The sequence below is a fragment of the Pedobacter sp. Bi126 genome (assembly GCF_918698245.1).
In the GTDB taxonomy this organism is placed as follows: domain Bacteria; phylum Bacteroidota; class Bacteroidia; order Sphingobacteriales; family Sphingobacteriaceae; genus Pedobacter.
Genome location: NZ_CAKKMS010000003.1, coordinates 70,515 through 92,577, shown reverse-complemented (window position 1 = coordinate 92,577; position 22,063 = coordinate 70,515). Strand labels below are relative to the sequence as shown.

The window sequence follows — 22,063 nt, the reverse complement described above, 5'->3', positions numbered from 1 at the left end:
GCTATGTCAATCAGTTGGGGTTACTCGCCTAAAATTGAAAAATATATTCCTTTGGCCGATTTTCCGGCAGATAAATACCTAATCATTGCCAGACAGGCAATCGAAAATCTGGGCTGGAAGTTAAGTCACTTATCAGAAAACGGGATTATTGCCTATACACCATTATCATTTCAATCCTATAGTGAGGAGATCTCTATCCGTATTATCCGCAATTTCGCCGTAGTAAAAAGCGAATGTGTAGGTATTCAACTGCTTTTAAATGATTATGGGAAGAATGATTCAAACCTCGAAAAGTTCTTTCATGAATTTGAATACGTGGAGTATCACCTAAAGGATTCGTGGGATGAAATTAGAGCCAAATTCCATGAATTAGTTGCCACTTCCGATGCGACTTATTTTGAAAAGGCCCCATTAGCCATTAAGAATAAGATCAAAAATGTTTTCTTCCTGTTTTTTCCTCAAAAGGGTTATATCGTTACCCCAATCCTGGTTGCATTGAATGTTCTGTATTGGGTTTTAATAACGTTTGTAACATTTGTTTACAGACAATACTTACTAACACAAGCCTACCAAACAGGTTCTAAAGAAAGTTTTGTTGAAAAAATACAAGCTTTATTGGTTTATTTTGGTGTGAGCAATAAATTCCTGGTGCTTGATGGGCAATATTGGAGACTAATTTCGAGCTTGTTTATCCATGGGTCGTTTTCTCATCTGTTTTTTAATATGTACGCATTAATCTATTTAGGGTTAATGGCAGAAAATAAATTAGGTTGGAAAAAATTCTTAACTATTTATTTGTTAAGTGGCATTTGTGGCGGATTTATCAGCTTGCTTTTTCACGAAGTGGGTTATATTTTTGGCGCTTCTGGTGCGGTTATGGGAGTAATGGGTGCACTTATAGCACTTTTGCTCAATAAATATTTTGAGAAAAATGCAAGCCGGGCATTGTTGATCAGTACAGTTTTTGTAGCTGCGATAATTATTTTAAATGGATCATTATCTAAATCAACTGATAATGCAACACATATTGCAGGCATGATAGCTGGTTTTATAATCTGCTATATTTTTAGCTTTAAATTACAAAAGCAGCCCCGGCAGAATACTCAATTGCGTTATGCAGGCGTGTTTATTTTATTTATTGCTTTTTCGTTTGGAGTAGCCTTTCTTACGCCGAATTATCAAACGCAACAATACAAGAAGCTAAGGGATAGCTTTAGCGATAACCTGATTTCCTTTAATCAGCTTTTATATTTGAAAGCATCCTTGTCAAAAGAGGAAAAACTTAAAGAGGTGAACGATTATGGCATTATTCCCAGCCAGAATAACCTGCAAATTATCAAACAGATGAAGCCTCTTAAGCTTAAAGATTTAGAGGCTTACGATCGTTCGAAGAAAGCAGAAATTGCCAAAAAAATGTCTCTTGCTGCTGCTTTGATGTTAAGGGATATTCAAGCTGATAGCGTATTGAAGTACAGTAAACAAACATCCAAAGAAATATCCAATGTTGCAGAACTCACTTTCAAACTTAGTGATAGCTTAAGTAGGGCAAATCAAAATTAGTTTCTGAATTTATATATCCCAATCTCACTTAGCGTAATACAAACCGGAGATTTAGTAATGGTTATTTTTACTTTATTAGTTGTAACCGGACTGTCCAGTTTAATCAATCGTTTTGCACCAATGCTTGTGCCATCGTAAACTTTTTTCCAGGCATTGTTTTCAAATACCTCGATAGTGTAAGCTTCTATTCGCTGACCCAGGGGAATATACTCTTGCAGGCTAATGATATCAAAGGTTTTAACTGTTTTTAAATCTACTTCTAAACTTGCCTGATGAATATCATCCTGTGTGGCCCAGTAACTTTCCCTTTTACCATCAAGCAGGGAAGTACCATCATACTTTTTGCCTCTGCTATTGCTCGCTTTAATTTGGGCATTTTTGGCCAGGTTATTCTCGAAAGTATGTTTAACCATGTCGCCAAAAGTTTTCAGTGCAGCAACATCATCCTTGTGAAGTTGTCCACGGGTATCGGGTGCTAAACCAAGATCTAAACCTGCACCACGGCCAACACTTTTTAAGTATAGATCGAACAGTTTTTCTGGGGTTTTAGGTTTTTCGTTGGCATGGTAAAACCATCCTTTTCTTAAAGGAACATCGCATTCTGCTGGCATCCAGAATTTACCGTTTCGTATTCCTTCGGGACTTTGTGGATAATTTGCCTGGCCGGGAACGGCTTCATTTTTTCCATCAGGTGCCATCGGAGTAAAAGTAGCCCAAGAGGTTGGCGCTGCGTGACCATCTTCATTGCCTACCCAGCGGATATCTAAACCTATATCGCTAAAAATATTTGCCATGGGCTGCATTTTACGGGTAATGGCCCAAGTATTTTTCCAATCGTAATAGGTAGTGTTATCTATCGAGCGTTTTTCTTTTGCACCACCATAATAGCCATCACCACCATTAGCACCATCGTGCCAGCTCATAAAAAGTTCGCCAAAATTGCTGTAAAGTTCTTTTAACTGGGCCTGATAAATGGCTAAATATTTATCGGTACCATAAAGCGCGTTGTTCCTGTCCCATGGTGAGCAGTATACCCCAAACTTTAAACCATTTTTGCGCACAGCCTGCTCCACTTCTTTAACTAAATTTCCTTTGCCTGCTCTGAAAGGACTTTTACTTATGTTATAATCGGTCGTTTTGGTTGGCCACAAAGCAAAACCATCATGATGTTTTGCAACTAAGATGATGCCTTTTAATCCACCGGCCTTGGCTGCTTTAATAATTTGATCGGCGTTGAAATCTGTTGGGTTAAATGTTTTCGGGTCAGCATCACCAAAGCCCCATTCTTTGTTTTCGAATGTAGTTGGCGTAAAATGGATTAGGCCGTAAACTTCAATATCATGCCAGGCCAGTTGCCTTTTTGATGGTAGTGCACCGTAAGGTTTAGGAGGTGTTTGGGCGTAAATTGCCGTTGTTAAGAATAGAAAAAGAATTAATATGTATTTCATCATCATTATAGCTTAGATCCACCTAAAGTACAAAAAAATACCAGCTGAAGGAAAAGAGTTAACCAATATTTAACCTCTTGAAAATGTAAACACGAAATTATTTTTACATCTTGATCGTTACACGGATTCACCAAACATTTAATTTCAGTTTACGTTAATTAATTATGAGCGCTTTTATCCAGAATCCTCCCGATGGAGGTACAATGTATACTGAAACGAATCTTAGCCAGCTTTTTCCTGAGCCATTTAATACTATAACAAGTTGCTTTTTTTTAGCTATTGCAGTGTATTGGACAATAAAAATTTGGGGGAATTTTAAACAGCATACTTTTCTGACCATTGCCCTAGTTTTACTTTATATAGGTGGAATTGGAGGCACCACTTATCATGGATTGAGGCGTTGGTCAATTTTTATTATGATGGATTGGATGCCGATTATGCTCTTATGCCTTTCAGCCGGGGTTTACTTTCTTTCCAAATTAACCAAGTGGTATTTTGCCGTTTTAATTGTAGCTGTTTATGCTTTCTTTCAGTTTTACGTGCGACGGCTCTTTAGCAATGGCGATTTCCAGATCTTCATCAATATCAATTATGCTTTTATGGCTGCACTGGTTTTATTTCCAGTATTTGGCTATTTGATCAAAACAGAGTGGAAAAACGGAAAATGGGTTGGCTTTGCCCTAATTGCTTTCATATTTGCGTTAACATTCCGGATTGCCGATAAATGGGATGTGTTTACAATCGGCACACACTTTTTATGGCATACTTTCGGGGCTGTGGCTTCTTTCTGTATGCTGAATTATATTTATTTGGTTAACACTAATAGGATAAAGAAGTAGTCGATATGAGAAAATCAATAATTTATTAATATCAATGGCAAGATCTTTACAAGATAACAACTGAGCTTGCTGACGAATCTACAAGCTCAGTTTGCGATTTAAAATTTAGAATGCGCTTTACCGTAGTCTAGTTTCTTTTGTCTGCCTATGGCATATTCAATGCCGCCCCATAAATGGTTCTGGAATTTATCTTCTGTCCAGCCTTCTTTAGTATGGCCCATACAGGTATAGAAAGCCCTTCCGCCATCAAAATTATGGTACCAGCTAAAAGGGTGAAAATTGCCGTTTTTACCGCCGGTATACGATTTCTCATCTAAGGTAATCAGCACTTTAATATCTGGATTGATATTTTTAAAGTTATATAGCTCGTCTTTTCTCATCCAAACTGAATCGGTAAAGAATTTGGTTGAAGGATGTTTTTTGTCTTTAATGATAAATTTAGCTTCCTGTACGGCTGGGTGACTGATGAAATAAGCACCGGCCAATTTGCCGTACCAAGGCCAATCGTATTCAGTATCGGTTGCTGCATGGATGCCCACATAACCTCCACCTGCCTGGATATATCTTTCGAAGGCTACCTGTTGTTTATTATCTAAAACATCACCTGTTGTATTTAGAAAAATAACAGCAGCATATTTTTTAAGGTTATCTTCTGTAAACAGATCGGCATTTTCCGTGGTATCTACATCAAAGTGATGCTCGGCACCCAATTTTTGGATAACTTCTTTTCCGGTTTCAATGGAATTGTGCCTAAAGCCTTTGGTTTTGGAAAAAACTAAAACTTTTGCCGATTTCTTAGCGGTGGTATAGCTTTGGAATAAAAAAATGGATGCAATTAATAAACATAGGGACAGGTACTTTTTCATTTTTGCTGACTTGGTTAGTGATGGATATTGAGCTTTAAATTTAAGAAAGTTGTTTGATAATTTCTATACATCTTTCTTCAACCTGCCTGCAAACAGGGTTAAACAGGGCATTATCCCAATATGGGTCTGTAACTTCGTCGTTATCAAGAAAAAGTTTAACCTTTTTTTGCTCTTCTTCGCTTTTAGCAAGGTTTTTAACATCCGCTAAATTATTCCTGTCCATAACCAAAACCAGATCGTATTGAGCAAACATGGAGTGGTTAAATTGTTGTGCCCGCTGTTTGCTGATGTCGTAACCTAGCGCTTTCGCTGCCGAAATGCTTCTGTGATCGGGTGCTTTGCCGATATGCCAATTGCCCGTTCCTGCCGAAGCAATTTCCCAATTTAAGTTCTGTTTATCTGCCAGATGGCGCATAATGCCTTCGGCCAAAGGTGAACGGCAGATGTTACCAAGGCAAACCATTAAAATTTTCAATATTATTTAGATTTTGCTGTAAATATATAAGTAACGGTGTAGGTTTTTCCTTCCTTCTCGAAAGTATATTTTTGAATGATATTTGTCCCCTTTAAATTTACAGTTTCTGTATTGCCGAAACCAGTATTTAGCGTAATTTCATTCCCACTTTTTGTCCATTTGGCATTTTGAAAGGAAAACATGTCGCATAATGGACCTGTAGAGGTGAAAGCATAAGATCCGTTTGATGAAAAACTTAATGCGTAATTGTTGTTTAAACAAGAACTAGGTCCTGAAAGCGTCATGAAATTGCTGCTCGATTTTCCATCTACCGTTAACACAGGACTAACAGTTGCTGATTGCAAGGGCCATTTGTAACTCGTAATATCGTCAATTGCAAGAGTTTCTTTCTTTTTACAGGCAAATGCAAGGCATAGGGTTAAAATAAGCAGTAGTTTTTTCATCAGTTTATAATTGGTTTGGTTTATACCGGATAAACGAAACTGGCGCTTGATGTGCTACAACGGATAAAAAAAATGCCCCAAGCTTTTTAGCGTTGGGGCATCGAGAATATTTAAATGTTATCCGTAGATGTCGTTCAATATTTTCGCCAATCGAACACCACCTTTTAATAGCTGTTCGTTAAGGGTATCAACCCAGTCAAAATTATAGCGGTAACTTAATTTAGCATCTGGTTTGGTGTTTTCGTAAATTTTGTTGCAAATGCCGTACGATTCGTAAATGCAATCTTTAAGGCCTGTGTTTTGCCAGTTATACAGCTGAATTGATGAAGGGTGATTGATTGCTTTCGCATATTCTGTATAGCTTAACTGCTGATACTCGATAAGCTGTTCATCCCAAACCCTGTGGATGTTCGATTTTTCATTGAACCACAACACCGAAATGCGGTTACCACCCAAATCATCTTTACGGGCAACATGCATAGGCTGACATAAATCGCCCGCCAGGTGCACCAACATGCGTAAAGCCAATTTCTTTTCTGCGGCAGTGCTACTTGCTTTCTTTAATACAGCAATTAGATCAGGTATTTTATTGTAAAGATTAGGCGATTTTTCAGTTTCTAAAAAGTTGTAAACACCTTCTTTGTTCAGCCCCGCCGGAAGATTAACAAAATGCCAGTTATACATGTAATTGTAGGTAGAGTCTGATTTGATAAAATCGCCCCAGTTTGCACTCATGGCCAAAGTCTCATAACCTAAAATGCCCTGAATAGCCTTGCGTGTTTTAGCTTTTAAGTAACTATCGGCAATTTCGCCAACTACCCTGTGACCAATAGTTCCCCAGGCATTTGCCTGAATTGGTAAATAGGCTAAAAACCCAAAAACTATCGCAATGGTTAATTTCTTTTTAATTGATGTTAAAATCATTTTATAATTCTTTTTGTATGCAGGTAATTTTTTCTTTGAGGTTTAATATGATTTCGCGTTGGTCGCTTAAACTTTCTAACAATAATGTATCTGCAGATTTCTTTTTGATCAGGAAGTTCTTGTCGTATCGGCCAATGCGGTAACATCCCGATATTTTTTGTTTATGGTTAGCGTGTGTAAAGGTGGCACCAACAAATAGGGTATCGCCTTTAACTACATAAACACCTCTTGCATATTCTTTCCAAATGCCATTGTTGTAGCAAGAATCTTCATAAAAATTTACTTTGCTGTGGGTAACCATATCAATATAAACAGAATCGCAGGTAAATTTGAAATGGTGCTGTGTGTAGTTGCTCAGCTTATTGCTAAAAGCGACGGAATCTTCGTTCCAAACGCCTTGCATAAAATCTTCACCTTTGCCCTGTATATTGGGCCGCGGACTACAAGCTACATGTAAGATAGATAATGTAAAAAGGATGATGCAGAAATTCTTTAAATCCGGGTGCAGCTTGTTCATTGTATTATTAATCGATGCTTTTAGGAAACTGATCGTAAATGACCTTATTCTTTTTAACAGTATTGATGACCAGAATTAAAAAACCTGCGGCGAAACATAAACTGGCTATAAAGCTAATGATGCCTATTACAGTGTAATATTGCGAAATTTCAGTGTATACTAAATGACGGTCATTTACTAAAAAGGGCACTAGTATACTATAAAACAAGGTTGCAAGTAAACCGATTCCTGAACCAATGGTCATTAAAATAGCCTCAACAGCAGGTTTTTTTGCTAAAAAATAACAGCAGGTTCCAAATATGATAACCGGTGAAATGATGGATACTGAGCTGAGCAATGTAGAGAGTACTGAATTCATTTTGCCTATGTTTTAATTAACCAATATTTTAAAGTCGGAGCGTCATGCTGAACTCGTTTCAACATCTTTAAGTACTGAAAAGATCCTGATCCCGATATAAATCGGGATCAGGATGACGACCGTTTATGTGATTAGCTTATTTCAAACTGCCAACCATGTCTTCCGGGCGAACCCATTCATCAAACTGTTCGTTGGTCAACAAGCCCAACTCTACCGCTGCAGCTTTTAAAGTTTTATTTTCTTTATGTGCTTTTTTCGCAATTTTAGCGGCGTTTTCGTAACCCACATGCGGATTTAAAGCCGTAACCAACATTAAAGAATTTTGTAAATGTTTCTCAATTTCTGGCAAGTTAGCGGTAATTCCTTCCGCACATTTATCGGTGAAAGAAACGCAGGCATCGCCAATTAAGCGGGCCGACTGTAATACATTAGCCGCAATAAGCGGTTTAAACACATTAAGTTCGAAATGGCCGCTCATCCCGCCCACCGAAACGGCAACATCGTTACCGATTACCTGTGCACAAACCATAGTTAAAGCTTCTGGTTGCGTAGGGTTAACTTTGCCTGGCATAATTGAAGATCCCGGCTCGTTATCAGGAATTACAATTTCGCCAATACCACAACGTGGACCGGAACTTAACATTCTTACATCGTTTGCTACTTTCATTAAAGCAACCGCAGTACGTTTTAAAGCGCCAGAAAGTTCTACCATTGCATCATGCGCTGCTAAAGCCTCAAATTTATTTGGAGCCGTAACAAATGGTAAACCTGTTAAATCGGCAATTTTTTTAGCCACTAAAACATCGTATCCTTTTGGTGTATTTAAGCCAGTACCAACGGCGGTACCACCTAAAGCCAGTTCGGCAACCATAACCAAAGCATTTTTAATGGCCCTGATGCTGTTATCGATCTGTTGTACATAACCCGAAAATTCCTGTCCTAACGTAAGTGGTGTAGCATCCATAAAGTGTGTACGCCCGGTTTTAACGATCGAACTGAATTCTTCTACTTTTTTGGCTAAAGTATTTCTTAATTTTTCTAAACCCGGAATGGTATTTTCAACCGTAAGTTTATAGGCTGCAATGTGCATTGCAGTTGGATAAGTATCGTTTGATGACTGTGATTTATTTACATCATCGTTAGGGTGAAGTACTTTTTTATCATCAGCTAATGAACCACCATTAATTACATGAGCACGGTTTGCAATCACCTCGTTACCATTCATGTTGCTTTGTGTACCCGAACCGGTTTGCCAGATTACCAAAGGAAATTGATCATCTAACTGTCCAGCAATAATTTCATCACAAGCTTTAGCAATTAAATCGGCTTTTTCTGCTGATAATACACCAAGTTCGGTATTGGCAAGCGCAGCTGCTTTTTTCAGGTATCCAAAAGCATGGATAATTTCTTTTGGCATCGAACCTTCTGGTCCGATTTTGAAGTTATTGCGTGAGCGTTCGGTTTGTGCACCCCAGTATTTGTCGGCTGGTACCTGCACCTCGCCCATGGTATCGTGTTCTATTCTGAAACTCATTATATTTTTGATTTTTGTTGTCGCAAATTTAGGTTTTTTGCCTTTTAAAGCGTTGGATTTATGTAAGATATTTAATGGATAACAAAATATATCGCCGAAATGTCTGTATTTATTTTTGTTCTTCAACATTAATGTACAAACTTTTATCCTTGCTAGTCGCTTCTACCAATGAAATCATATTCATACCTTTACCGCAAATATGCAGGGATTAGTTATTAAATCTACAGGGAGCTGGTATAGTGTTTTGGCCGATAATGGCGAACGCTATGATTGCCGGATTGTAGGTAAATTCAGGATTAAAGGACTTAAAACCACCAACCCGATTGCGGTTGGCGACAGGGTGAAATTTGATCTGGAACGGGATAGCAACCAGGGTTTGATACACGAAATGCTACCGCGTAAAAACTACATCATCCGCAAATCGATCAACCTAAGTAAGCAGGCGCAGATATTAGCTGCAAATTTGGATATGGCCATGTTGGTGGTTACGCTGGCTTCGCCCCGTACATCCCTAGGTTTTATCGATCGTTTTCTGGTTACAGCCGAGGCTTACGATGTACCTGCGGTTTTGGTGTTTAATAAACTCGATCTGTTTAGTAAAGAAGGTTTAGAAATTCTTCAGGAGTTTAAAGATATATACGAGAATATCGGCTATGCCTGTTACGAAGTTTCGGCTTTAAAAGGCATTAATATTCCGGTTATTCAGGAATTGATTACCAATAAAATTACACTGATATCCGGTCACTCGGGCGTTGGGAAATCGAGTTTGATTAATGCATTATTGCCCGATCGTGATTTAAGAACAGGGGAGGTTTCAGACTGGAGCGATAAAGGACAACATACCACTACTTTTGCCGAAATGTTCGAACTGCCACAGGGCGGTTTCATTGTCGATTCTCCCGGAATTAGAGAACTGGGTGTGATTGATATTGAAAAAGAAGAATTGGGGCATTTTTTTAGAGAAATCTTTAAAACCTCGCACAATTGCCGTTTTAACAACTGCAGGCACATTAACGAGCCCGGCTGTGCTGTTTTAGCCGCGGTAAACGAGGGCGAAATTGCCGTTTCGAGGTATGAAAGTTACCTGAGCATTTACCACGGAAACGATACAAGGCACTAAAAGAGCTGAAAGACCAAGGACTAAAGGTAAAGGAGGTAAATAGCTTCATCTAGGGCAGTTTAATTCAAATTGCTTAAAAATCTTTGTGTACTTTGTGCCTTGGTGGTTAAAAAAATATAGAAATGAAATTTAAACTGGGAGATTTTGTGCGTTTTGTTGATGAAAAACGTGAAGGTTATGTAACTAAAATTATCGATAGCCAGACTTTGGGTGTTACCGATGAAGATGGTTTCGAGATACCTGTTGCAGTGAGTAATTTAACTTCTGTACATGGTCATGGTGTGGTAGCCGAAGCGTTAGATGCACCAAAACCCATTCAGGTAAATATCCCCAGCATTAACAAAATCGAAAACGGCATTTATATAGCTGTTGCAACCGATGATAAAGCCGGTAATGTAGTGCATTTTAACTTGCAAAACCATTCTCCGAATATTTTATTGGTAAGCTTAACTACCGAGCGTAAAGAGAAGTATGCAGGTGCTTTTCATGGGATAATCGAATCTTACGGCTCTACTTTAGTTTATTCTGCTTCCTTGGCTGATCTTGATCTTTGGCCAGAATTTAACTTTCAGGTTTTAGTATTTAGCAAAGCTGATGTGAAACCTATCGATCCTTTGGTAATCCGTAAGAAGTTTAGGGCAAAAGATTTTAGCACCGAACAAAAGGAATTGCCTCAATTGAGAAATAAGGGCTGGCTAATCCGCTTGGATGATCTTGTTTCGGTAACCATCGATCCGCAAAAATTAAAAGAAAGTTTTTTTAAATCAACTGAAGAGAAAAAAACAGTTGCAGCCCCTCAAAAAGAAATCGATCTGCACATCGAAAAACTGAGAGATGACCATCATTTTCTGGAAGCTGATGAAATGTTGCAGATACAGATCAATCATTTTCAAACTGCGATGGATGCTGCGGTTGTGCATCATTTCGATAAAATCGTTTTTATCCACGGTTCAGGAAATGGTACTTTACGAGATAAAATCCATAAAATGATCAGTAAAAACCCACACGTAAAAACATACATGGATGCCAGAAAAGAAAAGTTTGGTTACGGGGCTACAGAAGTAGTTTTTAAGTAGTAGGCTTTTGTTTGTGGTGTAAGATGGTAACATCTGATTGCACTGCAGTCTTTCCCATACGATTCGTCATTCTGAACTTGTTTCAGAATCTTTTAGTAAATTAAAGATTCTTCACCGCATTCAGAATGACAAAAAAACTAAAATCCAAACTCCAAAACCACTACAATTGCATTATCACTCAATGCTTCCAATTCTACCTGTTCAATATCCCAGAGCACTAAACCATCTCTTGCATGCATCAAGCGGCCTTCAATTTCGAAAACTCCATCAATAATAAAAGCATAGAGCTGATGGTTTGGACTTTGCATTTTATAAACTGCTTCTTCACGGTCAGCAAAAATGCCTGCACTTAGCTTAAAAGGTAATTTCGGGCTGGAAATAATTTCGATCAGCTGGTTCCGGTTTTTCTCAAAATCGAAACTGAAAAGCATTTCACTTGCCCGCATTAAAAACATATCGGTTTTAATCCCAAACTGTATGTAGTTAATTACGTCGTTTTGGTAGGGATTGCTGATTTCCAATACTTCGCCTTTACCCATATTTAATACCTGTACTTGCCCGGTTTCTAAAACAAATTCTTTTCCATTGGCAACAATATCGATTCCGCCAGTAATTGGCATAAATATCTGGAGCGAATCTTCCTTGCATAGAAAAAACGTAACCTTTCCACCAGCAATCGATTCATCATTACATAAAAATAAGCTGCCGAAAGGTGTTCTGTGTTCACTATAATATTTCTCAAAATTAAAGGTGCTGTATCTTCTTAGTGCCAAAGTTTCTGTTAAGCCCCGCTCATCGGCTAAAAATATTTTTCCAGGTGTAAGTTCCATCGTTAATCAATATTTTTTATGGCATGAATACTTACAAAAGGCTGGATCTGAAAAAGATTAGTAAAAACTTCATCTTCATTACTTTCTTTAAATTGCGATACCAAAAGCAAATTATCTATTGTATCGTGCCAAACCAGCGGTTTTGAGAAAAAATTGATAGCCACTTTATGCTTTTCAAGACTGTTAATGTCCGAATTGATCAATTCGAACTTAAAGTTTTCAAAAGTCAGGAAACGCCTGCCTAAATTATCAAGTACATCAGGAATAATTCCATTTAACTGGCGCAAATAGCCGGTAATTGCTGCGCTAACCAGAAAATGTAACTTCTCTGCCTCCGGAACATTTAGTGCCATTTCGGCAAAAGTAGTATACTGCTGTTCCTGATTATAATATTGGGCCTGCATTTTGAACTCGGCAAAACTATCTTCATGTACAAACTTGTCCCATGTGCTGGTATTGGTTGCATCAATTATTTTTCGATAACATAGCGTAATTACTTTCCTCGACATGGCATAAAATTAAAAAAGACGCTAAGAAATCCTAACGTCTTTATGAAAATAAAACAATTATAAGAATTATGCTATGCTTTTACGTTCAATCTAAATGTAAGTTCGAAAACCTGTTGAAAACAAAAGCAAAAAAAGCTCAGAGAATTGAGGTACGCTTTTTGCGATGATGTAATTTCTTTTTATAAAAGATTAAAACTAGCTTTGCCGCTATTAATGAAACACCTGGTTACCATATCGCTTGTATTTTTTAGCTTAACACATTTGGCAAAAGCCGAACGCGTTGAAGGGCTAAGGATATTAAACGAATATTGTAATGAGCATAACATCAGCGTTAATTCAACGGGTAAAGAGTCGGTTCAACTTAATGAAGACCGTAACCCTTATCTGTTATCGTACACCAAGCTGGCTTTAATCGGGACCCAAGCCCAATTAAAAGTTGCAAAATATGTGAGCGTAAATCAGGTAATTGCCGATTTAACAATCAGAAAAAAACCGAAGAACAATAGCCCCTAGTTTTCTTCTCCACAATATTTTTTGAGAGGTTTTTAGCCTCATTCATACCAGCAACTGCCAAACTGACTTAAGAAAGACAATGGCTTGGTTGTTGTAACACACCATTTTTTAATAATAAATACGATTTAAAATATTATAATGTTAGGATTTTTAGCGAAGGTTTTCGGAAGTAAATCAGAAAGAGATATAAAGGCTATTCAGCCATTGGTTGTTAAAATTAACGAACACTACAGTAAACTGTCTGCGCTTAGCAACGATGAGTTACGTGGTAAAACCATAGAATTTAAAGAAAAGATTTCGGCCTTTTTAACCGGAATTGATGAGAAAATTTCAGCACTAAAAGCTGATGCAGAGAGCGAAGATTTAGATCTTCACCAAAAAACAGCGATTTATGATCAGGTTGATGCCTTAGGTAAAGAGCGCGACACAGAATTGGAGAAAGTACTTTTGGAAATCCTTCCGGAAGCTTTTGCTGTAATTAAAGAAACTTCTCGTCGTTTAAGTGAAAACGATTATTTAGAGGTTACCGCAACACAGTTCGATAGAGATTATGCAGCAAGAAAAAACAATGTTAAAATTGTTGGCGATAAAGCACAATGGGCGAATAGGTGGGATGCTGCAGGAACCGAAGTAGTTTGGAATATGGTGCACTACGATGTACAGCTAATTGGTGGTATTGTATTGCACAGCGGTAAAATTGCCGAGATGGCTACCGGTGAGGGTAAAACCCTGGTAAGTACATTGCCGGCTTATTTAAATGCATTGGCCGGACAAGGTGTTCATATTGTTACTGTGAATGATTACTTGGCCCGTCGTGATAGTGAGTGGAATGGCCCGTTATTCGAATTTCATGGTTTAAGTGTAGATTGTATTGATAAACATGAGCCAAACTCTGAGGAAAGAAGAAAAGCTTATGCTGCAGATATTACCTATGGAACCAATAACGAGTTCGGGTTTGATTATCTGCGTGACAATATGTCGCAGACACCTGACCAGTTAGTACAGCGCAAACAGCATTTTGCAATGGTAGATGAGGTCGATTCAGTTTTAATTGATGATGCCCGTACCCCTTTAATTATCTCAGGTCCGATTCCACGTGGCGATGAGCATGAGTTTTATGAATTAAAACCACGTATCGAACGTTTGGTTAATGCACAAAAAGCTTATGTAACCCAGGCATTAAACGAAGCGAAGAAACTAATCAACGCAGGCAACAGCGGAACCGAAGAAGGTGAAGGTGGTTTAGCCTTATTACGTGCATACCGTGGTTTGCCAAAAAACAAAGCTTTAATTAAGTTTTTAAGTGAAAGCGGTGTTCGTGGTTTGTTGTTGAAAACCGAAAACCACTATATGGCAGATCAATCTAAGAATATGCCTAAGGTAGATTCTGAATTGTATTTTTATATAGATGAGAAAAATAACCAGGTTGAATTAACGGAAAAAGGTATCGAACTGATTACCCAATCAGGTGAAGATCCGAATTTCTTTGTATTGCCTGATGTAGGTACTGCAGTAGCAGATTTAGAGAAATCTGATCTGCCTTTAGAAGAAAAAGTAGTTCAAAAAGATGCCCTAATGCGCGATTATTCTGTTAAAGCAGAACGCATCCACTCGGTTAACCAATTGTTAAAAGCTTATACTTTATTTGAAATTGATGTAGAATACATCATCGATGAAGGAAAGATTAAAATTGTTGATGAGCAAACAGGTCGTATTATGGATGGCCGTCGTTACTCTGATGGTTTACATCAGGCAATTGAGGCTAAAGAGAATGTAAAAGTTGAGGATGCTACCCAAACATATGCAACTGTAACCTTACAAAATTATTTCCGTATGTACCACAAACTTTGTGGTATGACGGGTACTGCGACAACAGAAGCTGGCGAGTTTTGGTCAATCTATAAACTAGATGTGGTAGAAATTCCAACCAACAGAAATATTTCCAGAAAAGATGAACAGGATTACGTTTACCGTACCGTTCGTGAAAAATATAACGCTGTTGCTTCAGAAATTCAGTTCCTTGTTTTTCCATATTCTCATTATGAAACAGAATATGAAACGGATAAAGAAGGTAACATAAAGCAAAAAGACGGCAAACCAGTAGTTAAATACGATCAAACAGGCAGAGCTGTACCTAAATTGGATGCTAAAGGTGCATTAATTCCTGCGGTTAATCCTGAAACAGGGCAACTAGAGCCAAAAGCTGGTCGCCCGGTACTAGTGGGTACAACATCGGTAGAGATTTCTGAGTTATTAAGCCGTATGCTTAAACTTCGTGGAATTAAACACAATGTATTAAATGCGAAAATGCACCAGAAAGAGGCCGATATTGTTGCCGAAGCTGGTCAGGCAGGAACTGTAACCATTGCAACCAACATGGCTGGTCGTGGTACCGATATTAAATTGGGCGCAGGTGTTAAAGAAGCTGGTGGTTTAGCCATTGTAGGTACCGAGCGTCACGAGTCTCGTCGTGTAGATAGACAGTTACGTGGTCGTGCAGGTCGTCAGGGCGATCCGGGTTCATCTCAGTTCTTCGTTTCGTTAGAAGATAACTTAATGCGTTTATTTGGTTCAGAGCGTATCTCTGGTATTATGGTACGTATGGGTATCGAAGATGGTGAAGTGATTCAACACTCTATGATTACCAAATCTATCGAACGTGCACAGAAAAAAGTTGAAGAAAATAACTTTGGTATCCGTAAACGTTTATTGGAGTACGATGATGTGATGAACTCGCAACGTACTGTAATTTACGCTAAACGTAAAAACGCGTTATTTGGCGAGCGTTTAGATGTAGATATGAACAATATGGTTTTCGATGTTGCTGAAGATATCGTAAGCGAATATAAACAAGAAGGAAATTACGATGGTTTTAAACTGGAAGTAATCAAAAACTTCTCTTTAGATACGGCCATTACCGAAAAAGAATTTACTTCAACCAACATCCCTCAATTAACTGAAAGGTTGTTCGATGAAGCTGAAGCATTTTACGCACGTAAATCGGAAGCCATTATTCAACAATCATTACCAGTTTTAACCCAGGTATATCAGGAACGTGGCGAGCACATCGAACAGATTGTGGTTCCGTTTACTGATGGTATCCGTGGTATTCAGGTAGCGGTTGATTTGAAGAAAGCAATCGACAACAAGGGAAAAGAAGTGGTTCGTTCATTCGAAAAAACTATTGTCCTTGCCTTGATCGATGATAGCTGGAAAGAGCATTTACGCGAAATGGACGATTTAAAACAGTCGGTACAAAACGCAGTGTACGAACAAAAAGATCCATTGGTAATTTATAAAATGGAAGCTTTCAACCTATTTAAAAACATGCTTAATGCGGTAAATAAAGAAGTAGTAAGTTTCTTATATAAAGGCGGTATCCCGGTTCAGCAAGAGCCAGATCAGGTTAGAGAAGCACCTGCTCCGGTAAAACAACCGAAGTTGCAAACTACTAAACAAGAATTTGGCAGAGAAGAACCAGGTATCGAATTTGGCGATACGCGTGAGCCCGTTCCACAACAGCCAATCCGTAAGGAAGCAACCGTTGGCAGAAACGAACCTTGCCCATGCGGTAGCGGTAAAAAATTCAAAAATTGCCACGGCGCTAATTTATAATCAAGATCTATAATACTTTACTAAGCCCTAACATTTGTTGGGGCTTTTTTTGTAATGTCATCATATAGATTGATCGTCATTTCGACTGAAGCATGCCGATTTTTCATCGGCAGCGGAATGGAGAAATCTTTTCCGAGAAACTGATTTTCAATCGTACTTTAGAAATCTTTGAATTAACATTAGCTGATTACCTATTTTAAAAGATCTCTCGACTTCACTACGTTTCGCTCGAAATGAGGAACTGAAAAAACTACCCAAGTAATAACTATTTGCTTAACCCATAAAGAATGCCGATTTTTGCAACGATTTCGGCATTCTTGTTGTTAAGAAGAAATGAGATGATATTTTATTCATCTGCTCACTAAATGCCAAGGTCTTTTACACATGAAAACAATATTAACTTTTGTAGGCTGTTTGTTCCTTTTTACCACTGCTTTTGCACAAAAAGGAGAGGTTACGGTTATAAAAGATCCCTTAATTGATAGTTTAATTGCTAAACGGTTGGCAGTTTATAAAACTTCTGGAGAGGTAAAACCGGGTAAACCCATTGTTTCGGCTTACGGTTACCGCGTACAGATTTTCTATGGGTCAGACCGGCGCGAGGTTTTTAACGAACAGGCAAGGTTTAAAGGACTTTATCCTAAATATAATACCTACCTCGTTTATAAAGAACCTAACTATTATGTTCGGGTGGGCGATTTTAGAACACGCTTAGAAGCGCAGCGCCTAATAAACGAACTCAGACCAAACTTCCCGACACTGTTTATTTTTAGGGAAAAAATTAATGCACCAAGTTTAGATACCACAACAAGTAATGATCAAAAATAAAATCCAAGAACTAGCCGCGAACATTTTTAACGATGTAGTGGGCTATCGTCAACATATCCATGCCAATCCTGAATTATCTTTCAAAGAATTCGAAACTTCATTGTTCATCAAGGATAAATTAAAAAAATGGGGGATTGAATATACCGATTGTGCCAATACGGGTGTGGTAGGTTTAATTAAGGGTAATCAGCCATCTGATAAAGTAATTGCTTTACGTGCTGATATGGACGCCTTGCCTATTCACGAAGCAAACGACAAACCTTATCGTTCTAAAAATCATGGCGTAATGCATGCCTGCGGACACGATGTGCATACTTCTTCACTTTTAGGAACAGCTCATATCCTAAACCAAATGAAAGATGATTTTGGTGGAACAATTAAACTGATTTTCCAACCCGCAGAGGAGTTGTTGCCAGGCGGAGCAAGTATAATGATTAAAGAAGGTGTATTGGAGAATCCAAAACCTGATTATATTGTTGGTCAGCATGTAATGCCGTTAATTGATGCTGGTAAAGTAGGCTTCCGTTCAGGTATTTACATGGCCTCAACAGATGAACTATATGTTACTGTAACCGGGAAAGGCGGTCATGGCGCTCAGCCTCACCAGAATATCGATCCGGTTTTAATTGCATCGCATATCATTATTGCTTTGCAACAGATTGTTAGTCGCAATGCCGATCCACGTACACCATCGGTTTTGTCTTTTGGTAAGGTAAATGCCAATGGCGCAACTAACATTATTCCAAATGAGGTAAAAATCGAGGGTACATTTAGAACCTTAGATGAGGGCTGGAGAGATGAAGCACATAAACGCATGAAAAAAATGGCTGAAGGAATTGCCGAAAGTATGGGGGGAAGCTGCGATTTTGATATCCATAGAGGTTATCCATTTTTAATTAACGAAGAAAAATTAACAGCAAATGCAAGGGCTTTTGCCGAAGAATTTTTGGGGAAAGACAATGTGGTTGATTTAGATATCTGGATGGCTGCCGAAGATTTTTCTTTCTACTCGCAGGTAACAGATGCCTGTTTTTATCGTTTAGGTACTGGGAATGCTGCAAAAGACACACAATATTCAGTACATACCCCAAGATTTGATGTTGATGAAGATGCCTTGAAAATATCAACAGGATTAATGGCCTATATTGCTTTAAAACAATTAGGGAATTAATGATAAGGTGGAGGATGTAAGATGGACGGAAATAATCTTTCTCCCGTTTTACATCTTTCATGATACATTATCCATTTTACCTTTTACATCTACCTTCCATGAAAAAAGTATTTTTGTTATTATTGTTAACGTCGCTCTTTTACACAGGTTTCGCTCAGGAAATCAACCGCTTTAATCCTGATACAATTAAAACCATTACGCTCGATTCTGCAGTAAATATCAAGGCCGAAAAATTGAATGTAGAGACATTTATCAGAAAGGTGATGTACGATACTTCCTTTTATCAATCGTTTAGGGATATGAAACGTTATTCTTTCATTGCCGAAAACAGGATTTACAGTTACGATAAAAAGAACAAGGTTGATGGAAAAATTTACCGTAAAATAAGACATAACAATAGCGGTCCTTATAAAATGGAGTATCTGGTAAAACAGGATACCGGGAAAATTTATAAGAAAAATGGCAAATACCAACTTTATACGGTAGAGATGTTCGATTACATTTTTATGAATGCTTATAACACCGATTTTGTACCCAATGCACCCAAGCCTGACGGAAAGGGCGGAACAAATGAAAGTTATAAAGACAAGCTCAAAATACTGATCTTTAATCCTGGCCGTCCGGTAAAAGTTCCTTTTATTGGCAGTAAAACCGAAATATTTTCGGCCAATATGCGCCAGTATTACGATTATGGTTTCACCAGCGGTACCTACCTTGATTCTATTCCTGTTTATCGTTTTAAGGTTTCGGTTAAACCCGATTTAAGCAGCTGGACAAAAGATGGCATCATGATCAAGGAACTGGTTACCATTTTCGATAAAAGAAATTTCAATATTCTGGGGCGTTATGTAGATATGAAATACAGCAACATGCTGTTCGATTTTGATGTGCAGATGAATATAGAAATGGGCTATTTCGGAGATGATAAATTACCAACCAAAATTACCTACCAGGGTAACTGGGATTATCCTTTCAAAAAGGAAGAAAGAGCAAGTTTTTTAATCGTACACAAAGATTATAAACTCGAAAAGGGCAAATAAGGATTTGACTATCGCCTAAAAGATTTATTATCTTTAAACGATTATTTAAACTGATAAATATGCAATTCCTTTCCCCGTTAAAATTTAAAATATCATTAGCTTTATCACTGTTTTTGGGCCTTCATGTGCATGCACAGGTGCTCACTTCAAAACAGATCGATAGTGTTGTAGAAAAAACACTCACCACCTTTAATGTTCCCGGAATTGCTGTTTCTGTAATTAAAGACGGTAAAGTAATCCATTTAAAAGGTTATGGGGTAAGTTCCATCAAAACCAATAAAAAGGTTGATGAGCATACCCTTTTTGGTGTGGCATCAAATACAAAAGCATTCACGGCTGCTGCATTAGGCATGCTGGTTGATGAAAAGAAAATTACCTGGGATACTAAAGTTACCGATGTAATTCCCGAGTTTAAAATGTACGATGCCTATGTAACCAGCGAATTTACCATCCGCGATCTGCTCACGCACCGCAGTGGTTTGGGTTTAGGTGCGGGCGATTTAATGATCTGGCCAGATTCTTCAACGGTTGATAAAAAGCAATTGATCCATAACCTGCGTTATTTAAAGCCGGTTTCCTCTTTCCGTACAAAATATGATTATGATAATCTGATGTATATTGTTGCTGGCGATGTGGTAGCAAGGGTTTCAGGCATTACTTACGAAGATTTTATTGAAAGCAGGATCATTAAACCATTGGGCATGACCAAAACGGCAGCTTCCTGGTACCGCTTAAAAGACAAATCGAATGTAATTGATGGCCATGCCCCTTACGAAGGTAAACTGCTTCCGGTAGGATTAAGCTTCGGAGAGATTGCAAATGCCGCCGGCGGAATTTATTCGAACGTTACCGATATGAGCAAATGGGTAATGGCCATGATCAATGGTGGTAAATATGGCGAAACTCTTGACAAGAAATTATTCAGTCCTGCTGTGGCAAGAGAACTTTGGACGCCACAGACCATTATTGCAGGTGGCAATCCAGCTGCTTTTAGTAGTTATGGATTAGGTTGGTTTTTGAGTAACGTAAATGGCAATTTTCAGGCAACACACACAGGTGGTTTGTCAGGGATAGTAACACAGGTAACGATTATTCCAGAGATGAAATTGGGAATTATTGTATTAACCAATCAGCAATCTGGTGCTGCTTTTAATTCGATCACCAATTCGATTAAAGATGGTTATCTTGGTATTAAAGGACAGGACAGGATTAAAACCTATAACGATAACAGGCTTAAAAACGAAAAACAAGCTAACGAGATGGTAAGCAAGGTTTGGAACGATATTGCAGCTCAACAAAAATTGGCAGTTACAAAGCCAGATGCTAAAAACTATTATGGCACTTTCCACGATGCCTGGTTTGGCGATGTAAGCATTAGTGAGGTGAACGGCAAGATGCATTTTCAGGCTAAAAACGCTCCAAAATTGAAAGGCGACATGACTTATTACAAAGGAAATACCTTTATTGTGAAATGGTATGATAGAAGTTTAGATGCCGATGCTTTTGTTAATTTTAGTTTAGATAATAACGCTTTGGCTGATGGATTTAAAATAGAAGCGATTTCGCCGCTAACCGATTTTAGTTTCGATTTTCAGGACCTGGATTTTAAAAAGACCGATAAAAAATAACCTAACCAATTATACAATGAAAACATTATTTAAAACGAGTATTTTACTAAGCTTTTGCTTAATTGCATTAACATCAATGACATTTAAACCAAAACGGATTATCTTCTTTGGCGATTCGATTACCCAACAGGGTGTTTCTAAAAACGGATATGTAACCCTGATCAAAAAATCGCTCGATTCTACTAAATATGATGTAATTGGAGCCGGAATTGGTGGCAACAAGGTTTACGATTTATACCTGCGTTTAGAAGATGATGTGCTGAACAAGAAACCTGATTTAGTGGTGATTTATGTCGGCATTAATGATGTTTGGCATAAACAATCTTCTCATACCGGAACCGATTACGATAAATATTTAAAGTTTTATCAGGCGCTGATCAATAAAATTCAGGGTGTAGGCAGCAAAGTGGTATTGGTTACTCCATCAGTTGTTGGTGAGAAAAAAGATGGTACGAATGAACTAGATGCCGATTTGAATAAATATGCTGAAGGGATTAGAACATTGGCTGCAAAAAATAATCTTCCTGTATGCGATTTAAGGAAAATTTTTGCAGAGTACGAGGCAAAAAATAATCCAGAGGATAAAGAAAAAGGCATTTTAACTGTTGATAGAGTACACTTAAATGAAACAGGTAATAAATTGGTTGCCGATCAGTTATTGCCTTTGGTAAAATAGCAGGTTTTAGCCGCAGAGTGGGCAAAGTATTTCGCAAAGAACACAAAGAAATTTTTCTCTGTGTTCTTTGTGTTTTTTCTCTGTTATCTTTGT

At 38.1% G+C, this 22,063-nt stretch carries 21 protein-coding genes; 11 read left to right on the top strand and 10 right to left on the bottom strand.

Annotated features, from left to right (window positions below; genetic code table 11):
- Positions 1-3: 3 nt before the first annotated feature.
- Complete coding sequence (locus tag LQ201_RS10490; protein WP_230142173.1) at positions 4-1,560, top strand: rhomboid family intramembrane serine protease; 1,557 nt, start codon at positions 4-6, stop codon at positions 1,558-1,560.
- On the opposite strand, the gene LQ201_RS10485 is transcribed toward LQ201_RS10490, so the two are convergent.
- A complete protein-coding gene (locus LQ201_RS10485; protein WP_230142172.1) occupies positions 1,557-3,008 on the bottom strand; it encodes an alpha-L-fucosidase in 1,452 nt (483 codons plus the stop codon). The two genes, LQ201_RS10490 and LQ201_RS10485, sit on opposite strands and share 4 nt — an antisense overlap.
- A 164-nt stretch (positions 3,009-3,172) precedes the next feature.
- On the opposite strand from LQ201_RS10485, the gene LQ201_RS10480 reads away from it, so the two are divergent.
- Entirely contained in the window at positions 3,173-3,847 is a 675-nt protein-coding gene (locus LQ201_RS10480) for a hypothetical protein (RefSeq protein WP_230142171.1), read from the top strand.
- A 98-nt stretch (positions 3,848-3,945) separates the two neighbouring features.
- On the opposite strand, the gene LQ201_RS10475 is transcribed toward LQ201_RS10480, so the two are convergent.
- The 7 genes from LQ201_RS10475 to fumC form a co-directional block, all read right to left on the bottom strand.
- Positions 3,946-4,713: a ThuA domain-containing protein gene (locus LQ201_RS10475; RefSeq protein ID WP_230142169.1), complete on the bottom strand. Its 768-nt coding sequence runs from the start codon at positions 4,711-4,713 to the stop codon at positions 3,946-3,948.
- Between the two features lie 40 nt (positions 4,714-4,753).
- Entirely contained in the window at positions 4,754-5,188 is a 435-nt protein-coding gene (locus LQ201_RS10470; RefSeq protein WP_230142168.1) for a low molecular weight protein-tyrosine-phosphatase, read from the bottom strand.
- 2 nt (positions 5,189-5,190) lie between these two features.
- Positions 5,191-5,631 carry a hypothetical protein gene (locus tag LQ201_RS10465; RefSeq protein ID WP_230142167.1) on the bottom strand — a complete coding sequence of 147 codons (441 nt, stop codon included), beginning with the start codon at positions 5,629-5,631 and terminating at the stop codon, positions 5,191-5,193.
- A gap of 117 nt (positions 5,632-5,748) precedes the next feature.
- Positions 5,749-6,555 (bottom strand): S1/P1 nuclease, encoded by an 807-nt coding sequence (locus LQ201_RS10460; RefSeq protein WP_230142166.1) that lies wholly within the window; start codon positions 6,553-6,555, stop codon positions 5,749-5,751.
- Between the two features lies 1 nt (position 6,556).
- Positions 6,557-7,072: a fumarate hydratase gene (locus LQ201_RS10455; protein ID WP_230142164.1), complete on the bottom strand. Its 516-nt coding sequence runs from the start codon at positions 7,070-7,072 to the stop codon at positions 6,557-6,559.
- Positions 7,073-7,079: 7 nt separating this feature from the next.
- Positions 7,080-7,430: a hypothetical protein gene (locus tag LQ201_RS10450; protein ID WP_230142162.1), complete on the bottom strand. Its 351-nt coding sequence runs from the start codon at positions 7,428-7,430 to the stop codon at positions 7,080-7,082.
- 136 nt (positions 7,431-7,566) lie between these two features.
- Positions 7,567-8,964, bottom strand: coding sequence for a class II fumarate hydratase (gene fumC / locus LQ201_RS10445; protein ID WP_215130068.1), 1,398 nt, complete (start codon positions 8,962-8,964; stop codon positions 7,567-7,569).
- Between the two features lie 199 nt (positions 8,965-9,163).
- On the opposite strand from fumC, the gene rsgA reads away from it, so the two are divergent.
- On the top strand, positions 9,164-10,084 hold the full coding sequence (gene rsgA / locus LQ201_RS10440; RefSeq protein WP_230142160.1) for a ribosome small subunit-dependent GTPase A: 921 nt from the start codon (positions 9,164-9,166) through the stop codon (positions 10,082-10,084).
- Between the two features lie 122 nt (positions 10,085-10,206).
- Positions 10,207-11,160, top strand: coding sequence for a Smr/MutS family protein (locus tag LQ201_RS10435; protein WP_230142158.1), 954 nt, complete (start codon positions 10,207-10,209; stop codon positions 11,158-11,160).
- 137 nt (positions 11,161-11,297) lie between these two features.
- Here the strand turns inward: LQ201_RS10435 and LQ201_RS10430 are convergent, their stop codons facing one another.
- Both LQ201_RS10430 and LQ201_RS10425 read right to left on the bottom strand, forming a co-directional pair.
- On the bottom strand, positions 11,298-11,990 hold the full coding sequence (locus LQ201_RS10430; RefSeq protein ID WP_230142156.1) for a hypothetical protein: 693 nt from the start codon (positions 11,988-11,990) through the stop codon (positions 11,298-11,300).
- 2 nt (positions 11,991-11,992) lie between these two features.
- Positions 11,993-12,499 (bottom strand): hypothetical protein, encoded by a 507-nt coding sequence (locus LQ201_RS10425; RefSeq protein WP_230142153.1) that lies wholly within the window; start codon positions 12,497-12,499, stop codon positions 11,993-11,995.
- 213 nt (positions 12,500-12,712) lie between these two features.
- Here LQ201_RS10425 and LQ201_RS10420 point away from each other — a divergent pair, with 213 nt between their 5' ends.
- The 7 genes from LQ201_RS10420 (at position 12,713) to LQ201_RS10390 (ending at position 21,970) form a co-directional block, all read left to right on the top strand.
- Positions 12,713-13,012 carry a hypothetical protein gene (locus LQ201_RS10420; RefSeq protein WP_230142151.1) on the top strand — a complete coding sequence of 100 codons (300 nt, stop codon included), beginning with the start codon at positions 12,713-12,715 and terminating at the stop codon, positions 13,010-13,012.
- A gap of 138 nt (positions 13,013-13,150) precedes the next feature.
- The gene (locus LQ201_RS10415; protein ID WP_230142147.1) at positions 13,151-16,627 is read left to right on the top strand and encodes a preprotein translocase subunit SecA; all 3,477 of its coding nucleotides are present in this window, start codon (positions 13,151-13,153) and stop codon (positions 16,625-16,627) included.
- Between the two features lie 384 nt (positions 16,628-17,011).
- Entirely contained in the window at positions 17,012-17,455 is a 444-nt protein-coding gene (locus LQ201_RS10410) for an SPOR domain-containing protein (RefSeq protein WP_230142146.1), read from the top strand.
- Positions 17,442-18,626 (top strand): M20 family metallopeptidase, encoded by a 1,185-nt coding sequence (locus tag LQ201_RS10405; protein ID WP_230142144.1) that lies wholly within the window; start codon positions 17,442-17,444, stop codon positions 18,624-18,626. The genes LQ201_RS10410 and LQ201_RS10405 overlap by 14 nt, the downstream gene beginning before the upstream one ends.
- Positions 18,627-18,724: 98 nt before the next feature.
- Positions 18,725-19,666, top strand: a complete 942-nt coding sequence (locus LQ201_RS10400) for a hypothetical protein (RefSeq protein WP_230142143.1) — start codon at positions 18,725-18,727, stop codon at positions 19,664-19,666.
- A 59-nt stretch (positions 19,667-19,725) separates the two neighbouring features.
- Positions 19,726-21,294, top strand: coding sequence for a serine hydrolase (locus LQ201_RS10395; RefSeq protein WP_230142142.1), 1,569 nt, complete (start codon positions 19,726-19,728; stop codon positions 21,292-21,294).
- A gap of 16 nt (positions 21,295-21,310) precedes the next feature.
- Positions 21,311-21,970 (top strand): SGNH/GDSL hydrolase family protein, encoded by a 660-nt coding sequence (locus tag LQ201_RS10390; RefSeq protein ID WP_230142140.1) that lies wholly within the window; start codon positions 21,311-21,313, stop codon positions 21,968-21,970.
- Positions 21,971-22,063 lie beyond the last annotated feature (93 nt).

What these genes read in the sequence shown, in the direction of transcription:
- LQ201_RS10430 (WP_230142156.1), bottom strand. Translation starts at nt 11,990, where the DNA reads ATGGAACTTACACCTGGAAAAATATTTTTAGCCGATGAGCGGGGCTTA.
- LQ201_RS10390 (WP_230142140.1), top strand. Translation starts at nt 21,311, where the DNA reads ATGAAAACATTATTTAAAACGAGTATTTTACTAAGCTTTTGCTTAATT.
- LQ201_RS10460 (WP_230142166.1), bottom strand. Translation starts at nt 6,555, where the DNA reads ATGATTTTAACATCAATTAAAAAGAAATTAACCATTGCGATAGTTTTT.
- LQ201_RS10435 (WP_230142158.1), top strand. Translation starts at nt 10,207, where the DNA reads ATGAAATTTAAACTGGGAGATTTTGTGCGTTTTGTTGATGAAAAACGT.
- fumC (WP_215130068.1), bottom strand. Translation starts at nt 8,964, where the DNA reads ATGAGTTTCAGAATAGAACACGATACCATGGGCGAGGTGCAGGTACCA.
- LQ201_RS10475 (WP_230142169.1), bottom strand. Translation starts at nt 4,713, where the DNA reads ATGAAAAAGTACCTGTCCCTATGTTTATTAATTGCATCCATTTTTTTA.
- LQ201_RS10465 (WP_230142167.1), bottom strand. Translation starts at nt 5,631, where the DNA reads ATGAAAAAACTACTGCTTATTTTAACCCTATGCCTTGCATTTGCCTGT.
- LQ201_RS10480 (WP_230142171.1), top strand. Translation starts at nt 3,173, where the DNA reads ATGAGCGCTTTTATCCAGAATCCTCCCGATGGAGGTACAATGTATACT.
- LQ201_RS10395 (WP_230142142.1), top strand. Translation starts at nt 19,726, where the DNA reads ATGCAATTCCTTTCCCCGTTAAAATTTAAAATATCATTAGCTTTATCA.
- LQ201_RS10405 (WP_230142144.1), top strand. Translation starts at nt 17,442, where the DNA reads ATGATCAAAAATAAAATCCAAGAACTAGCCGCGAACATTTTTAACGAT.
- LQ201_RS10415 (WP_230142147.1), top strand. Translation starts at nt 13,151, where the DNA reads ATGTTAGGATTTTTAGCGAAGGTTTTCGGAAGTAAATCAGAAAGAGAT.
- rsgA (WP_230142160.1), top strand. Translation starts at nt 9,164, where the DNA reads ATGCAGGGATTAGTTATTAAATCTACAGGGAGCTGGTATAGTGTTTTG.
- LQ201_RS10425 (WP_230142153.1), bottom strand. Translation starts at nt 12,499, where the DNA reads ATGTCGAGGAAAGTAATTACGCTATGTTATCGAAAAATAATTGATGCA.
- LQ201_RS10490 (WP_230142173.1), top strand. Translation starts at nt 4, where the DNA reads ATGTCAATCAGTTGGGGTTACTCGCCTAAAATTGAAAAATATATTCCT.
- LQ201_RS10485 (WP_230142172.1), bottom strand. Translation starts at nt 3,008, where the DNA reads ATGAAATACATATTAATTCTTTTTCTATTCTTAACAACGGCAATTTAC.
- LQ201_RS10400 (WP_230142143.1), top strand. Translation starts at nt 18,725, where the DNA reads ATGAAAAAAGTATTTTTGTTATTATTGTTAACGTCGCTCTTTTACACA.
- LQ201_RS10420 (WP_230142151.1), top strand. Translation starts at nt 12,713, where the DNA reads ATGAAACACCTGGTTACCATATCGCTTGTATTTTTTAGCTTAACACAT.
- LQ201_RS10455 (WP_230142164.1), bottom strand. Translation starts at nt 7,072, where the DNA reads ATGAACAAGCTGCACCCGGATTTAAAGAATTTCTGCATCATCCTTTTT.
- LQ201_RS10410 (WP_230142146.1), top strand. Translation starts at nt 17,012, where the DNA reads ATGAAAACAATATTAACTTTTGTAGGCTGTTTGTTCCTTTTTACCACT.
- LQ201_RS10450 (WP_230142162.1), bottom strand. Translation starts at nt 7,430, where the DNA reads ATGAATTCAGTACTCTCTACATTGCTCAGCTCAGTATCCATCATTTCA.